At 39.3% G+C, this 17,023-nt stretch carries 15 protein-coding genes; 2 read left to right on the plus strand and 13 right to left on the minus strand.

What is annotated here, in order from left to right:
* Positions 1-5: 5 nt before the first annotated feature.
* The 10 genes from B2O97_RS17775 to B2O97_RS17820 all read right to left on the minus strand — a co-directional run bounded on the left by B2O97_RS17775 (position 6) and on the right by B2O97_RS17820 (position 10,644).
* Positions 6-1,607 carry a complex I subunit 4 family protein gene (locus tag B2O97_RS17775; RefSeq protein ID WP_159333419.1) on the minus strand — a complete coding sequence of 534 codons (1,602 nt, stop codon included), beginning with the start codon at positions 1,605-1,607 and terminating at the stop codon, positions 6-8.
* A 3-nt stretch (positions 1,608-1,610) separates the two neighbouring features.
* Entirely contained in the window at positions 1,611-3,665 is a 2,055-nt protein-coding gene (locus B2O97_RS17780; protein WP_159333418.1) for an NADH-quinone oxidoreductase subunit L, read from the minus strand.
* A 3-nt stretch (positions 3,666-3,668) separates the two neighbouring features.
* Positions 3,669-3,977 carry an NADH-quinone oxidoreductase subunit NuoK gene (gene nuoK / locus B2O97_RS17785; protein ID WP_046672767.1) on the minus strand — a complete coding sequence of 103 codons (309 nt, stop codon included), beginning with the start codon at positions 3,975-3,977 and terminating at the stop codon, positions 3,669-3,671.
* Positions 3,974-4,516: an NADH-quinone oxidoreductase subunit J gene (locus tag B2O97_RS17790; protein ID WP_159333417.1), complete on the minus strand. Its 543-nt coding sequence runs from the start codon at positions 4,514-4,516 to the stop codon at positions 3,974-3,976. The genes nuoK and B2O97_RS17790 overlap by 4 nt, the downstream gene beginning before the upstream one ends.
* Before the next feature lie 3 nt (positions 4,517-4,519).
* On the minus strand, positions 4,520-5,083 hold the full coding sequence (locus tag B2O97_RS17795; protein ID WP_286767792.1) for a 4Fe-4S binding protein: 564 nt from the start codon (positions 5,081-5,083) through the stop codon (positions 4,520-4,522).
* 3 nt (positions 5,084-5,086) lie between these two features.
* Positions 5,087-6,160 carry an NADH-quinone oxidoreductase subunit NuoH gene (nuoH, locus tag B2O97_RS17800; RefSeq protein ID WP_159333415.1) on the minus strand — a complete coding sequence of 358 codons (1,074 nt, stop codon included), beginning with the start codon at positions 6,158-6,160 and terminating at the stop codon, positions 5,087-5,089.
* A gap of 252 nt (positions 6,161-6,412) precedes the next feature.
* A complete protein-coding gene (locus tag B2O97_RS17805; protein WP_286767793.1) occupies positions 6,413-7,699 on the minus strand; it encodes a citrate synthase in 1,287 nt (428 codons plus the stop codon).
* A gap of 189 nt (positions 7,700-7,888) precedes the next feature.
* Positions 7,889-8,134: a hypothetical protein gene (locus tag B2O97_RS17810; RefSeq protein WP_070561244.1), complete on the minus strand. Its 246-nt coding sequence runs from the start codon at positions 8,132-8,134 to the stop codon at positions 7,889-7,891.
* A gap of 126 nt (positions 8,135-8,260) precedes the next feature.
* The gene (locus B2O97_RS17815; RefSeq protein ID WP_070561243.1) at positions 8,261-9,268 is read right to left on the minus strand and encodes an SPFH domain-containing protein; all 1,008 of its coding nucleotides are present in this window, start codon (positions 9,266-9,268) and stop codon (positions 8,261-8,263) included.
* Between the two features lie 5 nt (positions 9,269-9,273).
* Positions 9,274-10,644 carry a hypothetical protein gene (locus B2O97_RS17820; RefSeq protein ID WP_286767794.1) on the minus strand — a complete coding sequence of 457 codons (1,371 nt, stop codon included), beginning with the start codon at positions 10,642-10,644 and terminating at the stop codon, positions 9,274-9,276.
* A 334-nt stretch (positions 10,645-10,978) separates the two neighbouring features.
* On the opposite strand from B2O97_RS17820, the gene B2O97_RS17825 reads away from it, so the two are divergent.
* Both B2O97_RS17825 and B2O97_RS17830 read left to right on the plus strand, forming a co-directional pair.
* Entirely contained in the window at positions 10,979-11,341 is a 363-nt protein-coding gene (locus tag B2O97_RS17825) for a BlaI/MecI/CopY family transcriptional regulator (RefSeq protein ID WP_046672759.1), read from the plus strand.
* A 4-nt stretch (positions 11,342-11,345) separates the two neighbouring features.
* Complete coding sequence (locus tag B2O97_RS17830) at positions 11,346-13,556, plus strand: M56 family metallopeptidase (protein ID WP_201640102.1); 2,211 nt, start codon at positions 11,346-11,348, stop codon at positions 13,554-13,556.
* Positions 13,557-13,624: 68 nt separating this feature from the next.
* Here B2O97_RS17830 and pth read toward each other — a convergent pair whose 3' ends face one another.
* The 3 genes from pth to B2O97_RS17845 all read right to left on the minus strand — a co-directional run bounded on the left by pth (position 13,625) and on the right by B2O97_RS17845 (position 16,245).
* Positions 13,625-14,188 carry an aminoacyl-tRNA hydrolase gene (pth, locus tag B2O97_RS17835; protein WP_070561240.1) on the minus strand — a complete coding sequence of 188 codons (564 nt, stop codon included), beginning with the start codon at positions 14,186-14,188 and terminating at the stop codon, positions 13,625-13,627.
* Positions 14,189-14,268: 80 nt separating this feature from the next.
* Positions 14,269-14,865, minus strand: coding sequence for a 50S ribosomal protein L25/general stress protein Ctc (locus tag B2O97_RS17840; RefSeq protein WP_046672756.1), 597 nt, complete (start codon positions 14,863-14,865; stop codon positions 14,269-14,271).
* Positions 14,866-15,288: 423 nt separating this feature from the next.
* Entirely contained in the window at positions 15,289-16,245 is a 957-nt protein-coding gene (locus B2O97_RS17845; RefSeq protein ID WP_046672755.1) for a ribose-phosphate pyrophosphokinase, read from the minus strand.
* Positions 16,246-17,023: the final 778 nt, after the last annotated feature.

Genomic DNA, 17,023 nt, shown 5'->3' on the forward strand with positions numbered 1-17,023 from the left:
CTGAATTAGATAAATTGTTGGATAAAACTCACGAGATTCAGAACACTGGCGTTTAGGTTGTTAAATACCAATGCCGGCATAATTCCAAGTAATAGCGCGAGCGCTAGGGTAGGAAATAAGATCACTTGTTCGCGTATATTTAAGTCTGTCAGAGCATTACTCCAGGAGTCTCCGCCTTTTAAGCGAATTTGTCCAAAGAACATGCGTTGCAGTGTCCAAAGTAAATAGGCTGCACTTAATAGGATACCTATGGATCCCGCCAGTGCCATCCAGCGCGGTAATCCAGTTCCTATACTCGCGGCATTGAAGGAACCGATAATGACAAAGGCTTCGCCAATAAAGGCTGAAAAGCCGGGAAGGCCTAGGGAAGCAAAAAATGCGACAGCGACATAACCTGTGTATTTGGGCATAATCTGAGCTAAGCCACGGAAACTATAGATATTTCTGTCGTGTACACGGTCATAGACCACACCAACAAGGAAAAAGAGTGCCGCGGATAAAAATCCATGCGAAATCATCTGAAACATGGCGCCAGAAATACTTTCTGCAGTCAGCGATGCAACACCAAGCAGCACAAAACCCATATGTGAAACCGATGAATAAGCAATCATTCGTTTCAAGTCTTTTTGCGATAGGGCATTCAAAGCACCATAAATAATGGAAACAACACCGATTAACCCAAGCCACCAATTGGATAAGGCTGCCATATCGGGAAAGATGCTGTAACAGATACGGATGATACCGTAACCACCAATTTTCAGGAGAATACCGGCAAGAATAATAGATACTGGTGTTGGCGCTTCAACGTGCGCATCCGGTAGCCAAGTATGTAGCGGAACAATGGGTACTTTAATAGCAAAGGCAAAAAAGAGCACAATGAAACCGACCAGACGAGCGGAAATGCCCAAAATCTCCTGATAACCTTCCCAGCCGAAAATAGAACCCTCAAGATAATTCTGTGGATTCATCATATAGATCATGTTGAAGGTATGTGCTCCAGTCAAGGGGTTGATTACTGAAAAATACAATCCGACGATAATCAACAACATAAATACAGACCCGAATAGGGTATATAAAAAGAATTTTATAGCTGCATATTCGCGTCTTGCGCCACCCCAGATACCGATCAAGAAGTAGAGTGGCAGTAACATGACTTCATAAAACAAATAGAATAGGAAGAAATCCAATGCGCAGAAAATCCCCATAACAGCCATATTAAGCACCATGAGCAAGGCAAAGTATCCCTTTGGACTTTTCTGAATATTCCAGGAGGCACCTATAGCCATCAGCATAACGAATGCACTCAGCAATAACAAGGGCATGGAGATTCCGTCAATACCAATAAGATAATCAATCTCTAATTTCCCTATTGATCCTAAATCTAATCGGATCCAGGAAAGCTGTTCAACAAATTGATAGCCCGCCAGATCTTGGACTCCTGTTTTGCTTGCATCAAATTGTGCATAACATATTCCGGCCAGTACAAACTGTATTGCTGTGAATGCTAAAGCAATATATTTGTAACTCGATTTATAGCGTGTTGGTAAGGCGAGAATGAGCGCCGTAGCCAATAGCGGTAAAAATATCAATAAGGATAGAATAGGCATTTCCTAAAAGAATATAAGATAAATTAAACCAAGTAAAACTAATAAAAAGACGGAATACAATGCTGTCTGTATCTTTCCGTTTTGGACCAGGCGAACTTGATTGCCTGTCCAATAGGCTACAGTAGCAACCGTATTAACAAAACCATCTACAATATATTTATCTATCCACACACTTAGCTGTGAGAGGGATAAGACGATAAACTGAATCAAAGAAACGAAAGCGTCAACGATGTGACGATCAAACCAATAACAGAACTGCGCTAATTTTAATGTGCCATTCACAAAGACTGCTTGGTAAAATTCATTGATATACCCCTGGTTGAAAGCGGCTTTTAATGCCTGGCTAGCTGAGTTCAAAGGGTATTTATTTTGTACATACCATTTCCAGCCGATGATCCAGCCAATAACCGAACCAAGGAGCAGTATTGCAGGGATAATAAGGTGTGCACTATGGCTTGGTGCAAAAGCATATTCATCCAATAAAAGGCCGTCCATCAACCAGGAATCGTGATACGAAAACGGATTGAAAGAAAACAGTGGAAATAAGCAGAATAGTCCCAAAACAAACATGGGGATCAACATGGTCTTTGGGGCTTCATGTAGTGGATGATCCAGTAGTTTGCCCTGAAGCTGTTTCAACAGTCTGAACTCTCCAAAAAAGGCTTTAAAGAGCAGACGACCGATGTAGAAAGCCGTTAAAATACTTACTAGAATTAAAATCGCGGGGATGATAAGGTATAAGTTACCTTTTGAAAGAGCCCATTCAAAGGAAGAGATGACGATACTGTCTTTGGATAGATAACCTGAAGTCAAAGGGAATCCTGCAAGTGCTAGCGAAGCTATACACATCAGCACGAAGGTTTTTGGCAAATATTGACGTAGCCCGCCCATATTCCGTAAATCCTGCGGATCAAAGTCCAATTGGCTATGTGCTTTGAGATGGGCCATTTCATGAATGACAGCTCCTGCAGAAAGAAACAACAGGCACTTAAAGAAGGCATGCGTAGTCAGATGAAATAAAGCAGCATCCCATGTTCCAATGCCAATGCCAACCATCATAAAACCAAGCTGCGATATGGTCGAAAAAGCAAGAATACGTTTGATGTCGTATTGGCCAAGCGCGAAGTATGCGGCCAAAGCAGCGGTTATTGTACCGATGATGGCAATAAATAATAAGGCAGATTCATTAAATAATGGAAATACAGTAGCCAAAAGGAATACACCTGCAGCAACCATGGTCGCGGCGTGAATCAATGAGGATACGGATGTAGGACCTTCCATGGCGTCAGGAAGCCATACATGTAATGGAAATTGTGCAGATTTAGCCATCGCTGCCAAGAAAAAGGCTAATCCTGCAATGGTAAGCCAAATCTGAGGTAAGCTATTGACTGGAGATATCCATAATCCTTGGGCGATTGTGGATTGATAAATTAAGCCATTGTCTCCAAAGAGATCGATTAAATTGAGGGTTTTGAACTGTGTAAATAGGATCGCAAGCCCAATTAGAAAACCGAGGTCGCCGATGCGATTGACCAAAAATGCTTTTTTATTGGCTTGTACAGCTGTTTCACGTGTGAACCAGAAGCCGATGAGGAGATACGATGCAAAACCGACTAATTCCCAAAAAACATACATCAATAGGAGGCTGTCCATAATAACCAATCCCAACATCGCAAAACAGAATAAGCTGAGATACATCCAATAGCGGTGAATACCTGAATCGCCATGCATATAGGCTCTGGAGTATATATGTACGGGTAGGGCAATGGTCGGTACCAAAAAAAGCATCAACGTGCTCAAATTGTTCAGCAGGATACCAACTTTAAATGCTGTTTCACCAATAGTGAACCAGCTTACTTGCATTGATACTGCCGGATTATTCCATATAGAGAACCAGGTCAATCCACCAGCGATAAAACTGAGGATAATAGCCGTGAGAGAAACTAGGCCCGACTGATCGCGTTTGCCTGCTATTGCTTGATATAGGAATGCCACAAATGGCGCTGCCAAGGTAAACAGTGCGGTCAGAAGGGGCGATATGTGAACAAATTGATCCAATGCTTATTTGTCTTTTAATTGGTTTATCTCATCCGGATTAATGGTTTTGTAATGCCGATAGACATTTAATACAATAGCCAATCCAACAGCGACTGCAGCCGCTGCGAGAACAATGGCAAATAATGCGAAAATTTGCCCACCATAACTGACCTTGTCGTATTTTCCAAAAGCAACAAAGTTCAGGATGGCGGCATTGATCATCAATTCAATACCCACCAGAATCATGATCGCATTTTTCTTGGAAAGAACGGTATAGAGGCCAATGCAAAAGATGCAGGCACTGACAACTAAAAAATGCGTCAGCGTAATCATATTGTACGCTCCTTTCTCGATAGATGTGAGGCTCCGATCAAGGCCATCATCAAAAACACGGATATAATTTCAAATTGTAAAACGTAAAAGGTCATAAAACGTAAACCAATCTGATGAATGTTATTATCTGTTGCGACAATCTCGGTGTTATTTTCCCTAGCTTGTAAAATCCACGCAGATGGTGCTTGTTGCCATTCAACAATGCCGTATAGCATAAGCAATAGAAAGCCAAGTACGATGGGAACCGTCTGCCACTTAGGCATGGTTAAGAATGAACCGCTGCTATCCTGAAGGTCTTTCAGGAGTTCTTTGTTGGAGAGCATAAAGGCAAATAACATCAATATGAGCACGCCTCCGACATACACCATAATTTGCGTGATAGCTACAAAATCGGCTAAAGCAAATAAGTAGAGAACTGCCATAGCAAATAACACAATAAAAAACAGGAACAATGCACGCGCGATATTTTTAAGATTGACCAGTAAAAGTGCTGAACCGATTGCTAGGGTAGCAAAGGCGTAGAATAAAATACTTTCCATCTTTTATTTTTGCTTTGCTGCCTCCTTTTCAGCTTGAAACTTGGTCCACTCTACTTTGCGCTGTGCGACCTCACTATCGGTCATATCTGAAAAACCATAGATAAGATCGGTCAGTTTTTGAGAACTGCGGTCATATTCATTGGTCATGGTAATACATTCCGTCGGACATACCACAGTACAAAGGCCACAGTACATACATTTGGCCATATCAATATTGAATTTGGCCGGATATAGTCTTTTAACGCTGCCATCGGAAGTTTTTCCAATCGCTTCCGGTGATTTGATAGCTTCGATTTCGATGCAGTCGACAGGACAAGCCTTTGCGCATAGATCACATACAATACAGTCCTCGATATCGACTTGCAATTGATAGCGGGCAACTTCGGGGATTGGCATTTTTTCACACGGGTATTGTACGGTGACAATACCTTCTTGTTGATCAAAGTAATTGTCTTTCTTGATATTCAATTCTGTTCGCGAACGTCGGGCACCAAACAAGTGCTTAACAGTCAAAGATAAACCCTTGATTGCCGTACGAAATGCATGCGAAGCTGTTTTAAATATCATATCCTATGCTATAACTAAAATTCGCCAAATTGCAGAGATGGCCATAGAAAGAAAAGCCAGCGGTGTCAATACTTTCCAACATAAACTCATCAGCTGGTCTGCACGTAACCGTGGTAATGTCCATCGAATCCACATTTGGATACCAACAATAAATAATGATTTGGCTAATGTCCAAAATATTCCCCACACTAAACCTGTGGTCCAATCGGCCAAGCGTATTGCACCTATGTTTGGTAATGGTGTATTCCAAGCGCCTAAGAAGAGAACAACTCCCAACATCGATACCAAAAACATCATGGCATACTCTGCCAAAAAGATAAAGGCAAATTGTATGCCCCCATATTCTGTATGGAAACCACCAACTAATTCAGATTCGGCTTCCGGGATATCAAAGGGTGCACGATTACACTCGGCAAGGGTAGCAATAAAGAATATGATGTAGGTAATAATCAAATGTGGGGCCTGAAAGATGTTCCAGGCGAAAAGGCCTCCGATCTCATTGACTTCCCAAAAACCAAAGAATTTAATGCTTCCATGAGTTAGAATTCCTTGTCCAATAGCAATTTCATTCAAATTTAGGGTCTGGGTTAGCATCACTACAGCAATCAGCGAAAGGCCTACCGGTATTTCATAGGATACCATCTGTGCAATGGCACGCATGGAACCCAATAAAGAATATTTGTTGTTAGATCCCCAACCTGCCATTAAAATGCCCAAAGCATCAATGGAGATGATGGCCATAATAAAGAACAAGCCTGTATGTGTATCCGCAGGGATAAAATCTTTGGCCCAGGGAATAACGGCAAAACCTGTAAATACAGCAACGAAAATAACGATAGGAGCAACTCTAAAGAGTATTTTATCGGCCGATGAGGGGGTGATTAATTCTTTTTGTAATAATTTGAGAATGTCGGCAATCGTTTGGAGACTGCCATACTTTCCTGTTTCCATCGGTCCTAGACGATCTTGTACAAATCCCGCGATCTTACGCTCGGCATATACTGCAAATAAGGTAAAGGCTGCTATAAAAGTGAAAATAGCAATGGGAACCAAGATATGTAGTATTGTTTCTAACAAGTCTTATTTATAATGATTTTTAATAAGAGACCAATGAATACGCAAACTTAACGAAAAACAGGGAATTTAGATAAGGAAAAATTAAAATATACTTAACAAGTAGATTATCGTGACAATAACGTAACGACGGTGCATCCTATAGTGTTCGAGTGGGTGGTTTCGGACAGCTGTAAAGTTCTCCATGTTGGTTGGGGTAGAAATAAAAAAAGCATCCCCGAGGGATGCTTTTTAAGGATATAAATCGAAATCGGATTAGCGATTTGAAAATTCAACGTAGTCGCGTTCTGTGTGGCCAACGTATACTTGTCTAGGACGACCGATAGGCTCTTTGTTTTCACGCATTTCTTTCCATTGTGCAATCCATCCTGGTAGACGGCCTAAAGCAAATAATACGGTAAACATATCTGCTTTGAAACCTAATGCGCGGTAGATGATACCTGAATAGAAGTCAACATTCGGATAAAGTTTTCTGTCGATGAAGTATTGGTCATTCAATGCTGCTTCTTCGAGTCTTTTAGCGATATCCAATACCGGATCTTGAACGCCTAATTTTTCCAAGATGTCATCACATGCTTTTTTGATGATCTTAGCACGAGGGTCGAAGTTTTTGTAAACACGGTGACCGAATCCCATCAGACGGAAAGGGTCGTTTTTGTCTTTTGCTTTAGCAAGATATTTTTCAGCGTCACCACCATCATTTTTAATGGCCTCCAACATCTCGATTACAGCTTGGTTTGCACCACCATGTAATGGTCCCCATAATGCATTGATACCCGATGCAACAGATGCATAAAGGTTTGCATTGGATGAACCAACGATGCGAACAGTAGATGTTGAACAGTTTTGCTCATGATCAGCATGTAAAATCAACAATTTGTGCATGGCGTCAATCACCACAGGATCGAATGTTTTTTCATCATTCACTTCTCCAAACAGCATGTTTAGGAAGTTGTCAATGTAACCAAGGTTGTTTTTTGGATAAACGACAGGATGACCCAATGATTTCTTTTGAATCCAGGAAACGATCGTTGGCATTTTTGCCAAAAGATTGATGATCGTTTGATCCTCTTCTTCGTCAGTTAAGTTAGGATTTAAAGATTCTGGGTAAAATGCCGATAATGCGCCTACTAAACACGAAAGTTGGCCCATTGGGTGAGATTTGGATGGGAATCCAGCGAAGAAGTTTTTCATGTCTTCGTGAATCATCATTTGCTTTTTGATGTCAGCTCTGAATTTTTCCAATACCTCTTTTTTGGGAAGTTCTCCATAAATCAACAAATAAGCAACTTCCAAGAAAGTCGATTTCTCTGCCAATTGTTCAATTGGATATCCTCTATATCTCAATATGCCTTTTTCACCGTCAAGGAAAGTAATCGCACTTTTCGTTGCACCTGTATTTTTGTATCCTGGGTCTAACGTAATAAATCCGCTTAGTTCTCTTAATTTCGAAATATCAACTGCTTTTTCATTTTCAGTACCGACAATGACCGGAAGGTCATACGAAGTGCCGTCTAAATTTATAGATGCTTTATCTGACATGTTTATATATATCTTATATCTGATTTGTTATGCTAATCTCACAAATTTAACTATTTGATATTTAAAATTGAAAGTTCTTTTGGAATTAAAATGACATGACTGCGTCATTTTGGATAATATTCACGAATTATTTACTTAAATAAGCAAATAATTTATTCAAATTTAACATTATCTTATTCTGCAAAAATATCAATCTATTTTTCGTTGCGCAACCTTTCCTTTGTCTTGGTAGTTGCCGTGTTTGCCCGATCCGAAAAAAGGTAGTATGACAAAACAAACCAGAATAATGGACGTTAGTGTCAAAATTCCTGTAGTCCACAATATTTTGCTGAAGTTTTCCGCCTCCAATAGCTTAATGCCCCAAAGTCCCAAAAGGAAATAGGTGGCAACGAAAAGGATCACCAGTGTGAATAATATGCCGAATATATATTTCATAGCTGAATTAATTTATGGGTTGTGAATGGATTGACCTCAGTATATTGAGCTGAATCGTACCGATTTACATTTTAAAAGGTCTCATGGGATAGCTATCACTTTTAAGGTTGAATCTCCCGTAATACACTAGATTTTATTGAGAATCTGTTTTTTTAATGTGTCGAATTCTTCTTGGGTAATGATATTCTCACGAAGCAGCAGCTGCAGCTTTTGGAGTTTCTCGACAAAGTCACCCTCTTGCTGAATATGATCTTTGATCTCCTCTTTTTGAAGGTCGAATTGCTTTCCGAGTTCCATACCGACTCCCAGTTGTGCACCTACACCTGCAATTCCGCCTTCATTTTTAGCTGCGTCGCGTAGTGCCCGTAATTTTTCTAATTCAACATAGCTCAGACCTGCCTGTAGCGCTGCTTGATTTTGTGTGCTTAAATCGGCGATTTCTCCAATTCTTCGTTGTGTATTGGCATCAAATTGAGTTCCTAGGATTTTGAAATCCGTAATGTCGAGGCCAAGATCATTAAAGTCTTGTGTAACCGCGGTCTTGATGTCGTTGGAAAGTAATCCCAGTTGACTGTCAATCTCATTGTAACCCAGTTTCTTTTGTGCAATCTGCGCAATAATTTGTTGGGGGATCCGATTATTGATGATGTCTTGAATATCAGCTGTGCTAACCGTATTTTGATTCGCCACAATGTTTTTATAGAAATGTACCGGTTCCTTGATGAGGTAAGAGAATGTACCATTCAAGCCAATTTCTATCGGTAAATTGTAATGGGGGTCGATATATTTAATAGGTGTTCCCGTTCCCCAAGATTGATTGACGATAGCGGCTGTACGGAAAAAGTAAATGTAGAGCTTATGTTCTGATTCAAAGTTTTGCCGCAAACGTGCTAAAGTAGTAAAGAATGGATGGTTGTCCGTTTTCAGATTGTATGTGCCTGCCTCGGTCAGCAAGTTTTCACCTTTTCCTTCGTAGACGAGGATGCAGCCCTGCCCTGGAGCAAGGATCAGCTTACTGGAATTTTTGATCTCATTCCTTTCAGATGGAAATTTATACCATAATATTCGGGGATCCTGGTTTTTCCACTCAATGACCTCAGAAAGCTGGTTGTTAAAAAGATTAAATAGTCCCATAGTGTTTAATTTAGTGTGTCGAATTTGGGGTTATACCCTTCAAACTTGTTGATTTGTTTGCCATTATTATCAAAATAATAATAGTTGCTACCGTCTTTTACAATAAAACCATCCTTTAACAGGCATCCATTTCCATAAATGGACTTTAGGTCTGTGCTGATCGTTTTTTGTATGGCCTCCGTTGTTATATCCAGCAACTGGATCTGTAAGGGGTCGTCCTCAGCAGGTGTCGGTTTATACGCAATGAGAAGTATTTTGTCATTTTGAGCAACCACTACGGGCTGGAAGTAAAGTCTGCCCGGTGTAAAGTCTTTGAAACTGATCAGACGGGCTCCTTTAAATTGCCATGGATTTATCAAGACCTTTTTGTATGGATCGCGGTCGGTAAAAATACCTGATCCGCCGTAATCCTTATCCCAGGAAAAGCGTGGGCTATCTTTGGGAAATCCATATTGATATTGGTAGCTGTACTGGATTAACTGAATTTTTTCTTCTGGGTAATAACTTGATTTACTTGAAAAGGTGAATTCCGTTTTTGTTGTTGGGTTGGGCAGCTTTTTCCTTCTTTCATCGTACAGTTGTTTATCGGGAATAGATTTGTTAATTAAGGGGTAATAAGCTAGGTTTTGTCCTTCATTGTTGACAATCTGATAGGCAGAGCCATAGTCTTCGTATTTAAATTCAACTTTAGCGATGCCTGTGCTTAAAGATGGAGCATCTTTTACATAGTTCTCTAGGACACTTTTATAAGTGAGTGTATTTCTGTCCAGCTGATAAATATATTTGGATTTGACGATGATATAAAGATGCTGATCTTCAAATACCTGAAGTTTGACGTCGCTGCTCGACAGTTCGACGGGAGTTTCCATCAAAGTCTTAACCCATTCTTTCTTACCAGTTTTTGGGTCGAAGAGCCCAATATAAACCTTATTGTCCTTGCCTTCGTTCATTCGACCCCTGAAGGTTCCGACATTACCGACGACGACGATATGTGGCGTATTATCTTTATCCAAAAATAGCGTGTTGCTTGCGTAATTCCATTCCAGCGGTTGGGCTTCTTCTTTTTTCTCTGCTGTATTGGAAGTGCTGTAAGTTGAATAATTAGGCGCTGGCTTTTTGGAAAATAGAGCACTTAGGGCTCCAATGACAAACATCAGCGCAATAAAGCCCACAACAGCAAATAATACAATCCGTATGGCTTTATATTGATCTTGGTTGTTGCGTGGGTAGTTATAGTTGTAATTGATATTGATATCATCACTATCCAGAAAAAATTCAGTTCCACAGCTGTCGCATTTGTAATAATCGGGGCGTAATGTGGTAATTTTTATACTGCCACAATGCGGACATTTGATCGCTTTGATATTTTTAGCCATTTATCTTTCTTGTATTTGTGTTAAACCATCTCCTTTTGGAGTGAACGGTGCGACTGATTGCTATCAATTTTACACAGTGAATATCCTGTTCTTTCCATTGATGAAGCGACTTATGAATGAATTTAGAATTAAAATAAACGTATAACAAATTTTTTGCCAGCTAACTTATATTCGTCGGATTTGAGTTTAAATGCGCAGGAAATGAGCTATTTCTTTTTTTTAAGGGGTTACAAAGTCCTATTTGCGTGAAGATCACAAAGGCAATAAAAAATATTTTTTGTATTTACGAATTATTCGTAGATTAGTAGTAGATTAGAAAAAGGAAGATAAAGATATGGAAAAATTAACAGCACAGGAAGAGCAGGCAATGCAATCGATTTGGAGCCTCAATGGAGGTTTTATAAAAGAGATCTTGGATAATGTAAAAGGTGAGAAGATGCCTTATACGACTTTGGCTTCGACAGTAAAGAATCTGGAGCGCAAGGCTTTTGTGAAGGCAGTACGCTACGCCAATGCCAAACGCTATGAGCCGATGGTGAGTGAGGAAGATTATAAGGCTAAGTTTATGAATTCCTTTGTGGGCGATTATTTCAAAAATTCCTATAAGGAAATGGTTTCCTTTTTTGTACAGGAAGAAAAACTGACCGCCGATGAGTTAAAGGAGATTATGGACATGATTAAGCATAATAAATCTTAATCGCATGGAAAGTCTACTAACCTATATTATACAAGTCAATCTGTTGTTGGGTATTATCTATCTGGGATATATTGGACTGTTGAAAGGCTTGACGTTCTATTTTTTAAATAGAGCCTACTTCTTAGTAGGGGGGCTATTTGCTTTCCTGTATCCATTTTTGGATTTAAAGTCTTTGTTTGTACAGCGCGGATTGAATATGGGGGTCGTAGGCGAGCAAATTTCGCTTTATATGATGGAACCGGAGGTTCAACAGCAGCTGACATTAGGGAGGTTGGTGGAAATCGTATTTATGGCCGGTGCTGTTTTATTGTTATTAAAATTTGTATTTCAATTATTGAGTTTATTGCGAATTCATCTGAATTCGAGGTCCGATCAATGGCGGACGTATCTATTTCGGAATGTACTGATTCCTATTGTTCCGTTTTCGTTTTTGAATAAAATCTATGTCAACAAAGACCAGCATCTGGATGCTGAGCTAAAAGATATTTTTAAGCATGAGGATATTCATGTGAAAGGCCTTCACAGTTTGGATATTTTATTGTTTGAAATGATATTGGTGTGTTGTTGGTACAATCCTTTCGTCTGGCTCATGCGCAGGGCCATTCGCCAAAATTTGGAGTTCTTGACTGATCAACAGGTTCTCGATAAAGGAATTGACAAGCAGACGTACCAATACAGCCTATTGAATGTGTCCAAAAAGGGCACTTCAGTAGGATTGAGCAATCAATTTAATTTTAAACTTTTAAAACGTCGTATTATGATGATGAACAAGAAGCGATCATCGAAAATAGAGCTTAGTAAATACGCCTTTCTTTTACCCATATTTTTGTTGACGGGAGCAGCATTTACAGTAAGTAAAGCGGAGGGTAGTATTGAGGGGGTCGTTGAGAAGGCAAATGAAACTGTATTACCTATTCCGTTGCCAACAGTTGATTTAAGATCTCAGACAGATCAATCAAATATGAAGGCTACTTCGTTAACGGATACTTTGGCTAAAGCACATCAAGTGGAGACAAAAGATTTTACGGAAATCAAGAGATCCGCTATTGATTTCTCTAAAGATCAAAAGTATTTTGTGGATAATAAATTGGTCTCTAAAGCAGAGTTTTTGGCTATTCCTGAAGGAAAACTGGCAAAGTACTGGTTTTCGAATGATAGTGATCTGATCAAGTATCGGACGAAGTCTTCAATTGATATTGCTGGCGGAGCAGTTTTGGCCAATACTGTCGAGATGCAACAACATTCGGATATAGCGCAAAAGAAATTGCGCTGTGTTATGAATGGTATTGTGCAGGAAAAAACGTTTACTGTAGATGATATCGATCCAAATGCTATAGCGTCAGTCTCGGTATTACAGGGTAAGGCTGCTATTGATAAGTATGGTGAAGATGTTGGGAAAGATGGCATCCTTGAAGTGGAATTGAAAGAAGGAGCTCATATTGGTAAAGACGCGACTAGATTGAAAGGAAATACTATTGGGATAGAGGTTCGTGCCAATGCAGACCCTAGAAGTGAACCGCTTTATATTGTGGAAGGAAAGGAAGTTAATTCAACCATTATGTCTGCCATTCCGGGGACGGAAATCCAATCGATTGATGTGATTAAAAATAATGCTGCATCAATATATGGTGAAAAAGGGAAGAACGGAGTTATTCTTGTTAAGTTGAAGAAAAATGGTTCACCAAAGATCACAAATCAGACCCTTACTTTTACTTATGATAAAAAAGAAGATGCAGGTAACGTTGACAAGATGAAGGTGAATGGAAACCTCTCGGAAGTTGTTGTAATGGGTTATAAAAAAGAAGATGCGAACGAACCCGAGCTCAAGGGCCGAGCGCAGGGAATCCCTGGAAATATCATCCGATTGACAGATGATGGATCTGGAAAAGTCGCTGCCCGTAATATTAAATTTCGCAGAGTTCATGGAGCTAAGGGCAATCCACTATTTGTTGTCGACGGAGAAATTGCCGCAGACAAAAAAATCAAAGATTTGGATCCGAATACAATTGATAACATTACGATCTTAAAAGATCAAAATGCTACTGCACTATATGGTGATCAGGCGGATAATGGCGTCATCATTGTGAACACCAAGTCTTATGTAAAGGAACACCCTGAAATATCTTCTGATGTAAAGGACCGTCTATCGGGAAAAGTGAGAAAAGTAATTAAGACTGAGTTGGGGAAGGAACAAGGTGAAGCGATTAAGAAATAGACAAGGTCGATACAATAAAAGCACAAGAGTTACACAGGAAAAAGCCGATATATTCGGCTTTTTCTGACTTATTTTGTATTCAGATTTGTCATCGTCAGCTCGATGCCGATATTGATAAAACTCTGGATCATTTTAACAGAATGGTCAATTAAAGCCGGTAGTTCAGCTTGTTCCTCTTTGTCAAAAGGACCTAGTACATAATCGACTTGTCTACCTTTTGGGTAATTATCGCCAATACCGAAACGTAAGCGCGGATAAACCTGTCCGCCACAAAGCTGTTCTATGGATTTAAGTCCGTTATGACCGGCGCTGCTTCCTTTGGGTTTCATGCGTAGCGAGCCAAATGGAATGGCCAGATCATCTACAATCACCAATACATTCTGAATTGGAACTTTGCATTGTTGCATGTAGTAGTTGACGGCCTTGCCACTTAGGTTCATGTAAGTTGTAGGTTTAATCACAGTAACATTGTGCCCCCGTTGCTTAAATTCGCTATAGTAGGCCAACTTGAGCAAGGAGAAACTGGCGCCAGCCTGTTTAACCAGCTCGTCGGCAACCATAAAACCAATATTATGTCGTGTATCGGCATATTCACTGCCAATGTTGCCTAATCCAACGATAAGATAATTCATGCTGCAAAAATAGAAATTTAATAAACAAAAAAAGCACCGAATTTCGGTGCTTTCTGTAGTATTTTAAAATCTTGCTCAGATTATTTTTTACCACCTTTAGATGCTTTAGCAGCTTCTTGTTCAGCTTGACGCAATGCACGAGACATGATTACTGATACGATTGTATCATCAGCATTGTTCAATACTTTTGCGTTTTCCAATTGAATTTGACCTACACGAACTGATTTACCAACTTCTAAAGATTCCATTGGTACGGCAATTTCTTGTGGCAAGTTTGCTGGTAATGCTTTTACGCGTAAATTACGTAATTTTTGAACTAATTTACCCCCCATTTTAACACCTGGAGAAGTTCCTGTTAATTTGATAGGGATATTCAATGATACTTCTTTATCATCAAATAATTCTAAAAAGTCAACGTGTGTAACTAAATCAGTTAATGGGTGGAATTGTGCGTCTTGAACGATAGCTCTTTTAGTTTGACCGTCAATGTTTAATTCAACAATGATTACGTCTGCAGTGTAAAGAACTGGTTTCAAATCAGCTGCGGATACAGAAAGAGCTGTTTGCTCTGTACCACCGTAAAGTACTGCTGGTACTAAACCTTGGTAACGCAATTCTTTTGCATCTCTTTTCCCTACGTTCTGTCTTACAGAACCGCTAATAGCAATTGATTTCATCTTTTAATTTTTTATAAATTTGAGGTGCAAAGATAATCTAATTTCTGATATTATCAAAAAAATACGATTGTTATTGGTTCGAGAACAGGCACTTATTCAAGGTCCTTAATCTTTCCATGTCTATGAACAGACCTATTCAACGCTACTTGGTTTAGCCTAATATATGATCAAATTAATATCAACCCTTATATTAAAACCGGTATAGAGCTCGTTTAACAGGGAAATAACAGGGGGTNNACCCCCTGTTATTTCCCTGTTATCCCCTTGTAATCCCCCTTTAAATCCCCTGCTAATATAGGAATTGAGATAAATCAATTGTTAACTTGTGTACGAGATAAAAAAGCTATAAAAAAAAAGACCTTGGCCACTGAGCTGAATGCTTTCTGTACCAAGGTCCAATATCTAGGATCTAAAACGCAAAGATTATTCTACTTCAAATAAATCAGAGATTGAAGAGTGTTGATTTACACTGGTGATTGCTTTTGCAAATAAATCAGCCGTTGATAATACTTTAATTTTAGTCGATTGTTTTGCTTTTTCTGGATCCAATTGAATGGTATCTGTTACGATCATTTCTGACAATACCGAGTTTTCAATTGTTTCATATGCCTTTCCGGATAACACTGCATGTGTACAAACGGCTCTTACGGATTTTGCACCATTTTCCATGATAAGTGCTGCTGCTTTTGAAAGTGTACCAGCAGTATCACAGATGTCATCGATCAAAACAACGTCCTGACCTGTTACGTCACCGATGATAGACATCGATTCGATTTCGTTTGCACGTTTACGACGTTTGTCACAGATAATAACTTCTGCATTGAAAAATTTAGCAAAGGTACGCGCTCTGTATGAGCCACCCATATCTGGGGAAGCAATCGTTAGGTTCGGAAGTTTTAACGATTTGATGTAAGGGACAAAAATGATAGAACCATCCAAATGGTCAACAGGGATATCGAAAAAACCTTGGATTTGTGCTGCGTGTAGGTCCATTGTCATGATACGGTGGATACCAGCTGCAGTCAACAGATTGGCGATCATTTTTGCGCCAATAGCAACTCTTGGTTTGTCTTTTCGATCTTGTCTTGCGAAACCAAAGTAAGGGACTACCGCTGTGATATAATGCGCTGAAGCTCTCTTCGCTGCATCTGTCATCAATAATAATTCAAAAAGATTGTCGGTAGGTTGGTTGGTAGATTGGATGATGAATACATCACTTCCGCGAACTGATTCATTGTAGAATGGTTGAATCTCACCGTCGCTAAAACGCGATAATGTTTTGTCTCCTAGTGGTTTCCCGTAAGATTGTGCGATTTTTTCGGCTAGTTCTGTAGTGCCAGAACCTGCAAATAGTTTAACCGTGTTGAATTGCAAAGGCATGGTTTTGTATATTTATGTTGGGTTATTGTATTGTCGTTTATTCAATATTTTTATTCCCTTACTGTTTTTTAAAGTTAAACATTAAAAAAAATGGATTGTTTTCACAATCCATATACCTTAACTTTAAAAGTTGTCCGACCTGGATTCGAACCAAGACAAACAGAACCAAAAACTGTCGTACTACCCTTATACTATCGGACAATGTCTCTAAAAAGTCAACGTTTCCGCTTTTCTCTTTTTGACGACGCAAAGATAGAGATTTGTTTTAAAAATCAAAATGTAAATTTAAAAAAATCTAAACCCTTTTATAAATAATAAGCCTTGCATATAACGCAGAAAAGGCTTGCATTTGCAAGCCTTTTCTATTGTTTGTTGTCCGACCTGGATTCGAACCAAGACAAACAGAACCAAAAACTGTTGTACTACCCTTATACTATCGGACAAACAATTCAAAAGTGATTGCTATCGTGATGATGTCGTTCACATTTGATGATGCAAATATACGGACTATTCTTATTTCTGCAAATAAAAATGAACTCAAAAGTGTATTAGGGCTGATTTTCAAAGAAATAATTTTTGTTTGCTCCTGAAAATTCAGTGTGCTAACCTTTTTTTTCGGTAAGGAGATCCCATCAACACGTTGTAAAGTGTACAAGTATACTTGGACGTGCTTTCTTTGTCGCCAATATTAGATCGCGTAATGAAATTTTTTCAATTAATATGTGTTAAAAAATCAGAATAAAGTTCATTTCTTATTAACTTATCCTTATTTTCGAGC

Origin of the sequence: Sphingobacterium sp. UBA865, from assembly GCF_002295765.1 — a bacterium.
Taxonomy (GTDB): domain Bacteria; phylum Bacteroidota; class Bacteroidia; order Sphingobacteriales; family Sphingobacteriaceae; genus Sphingobacterium; species Sphingobacterium multivorum.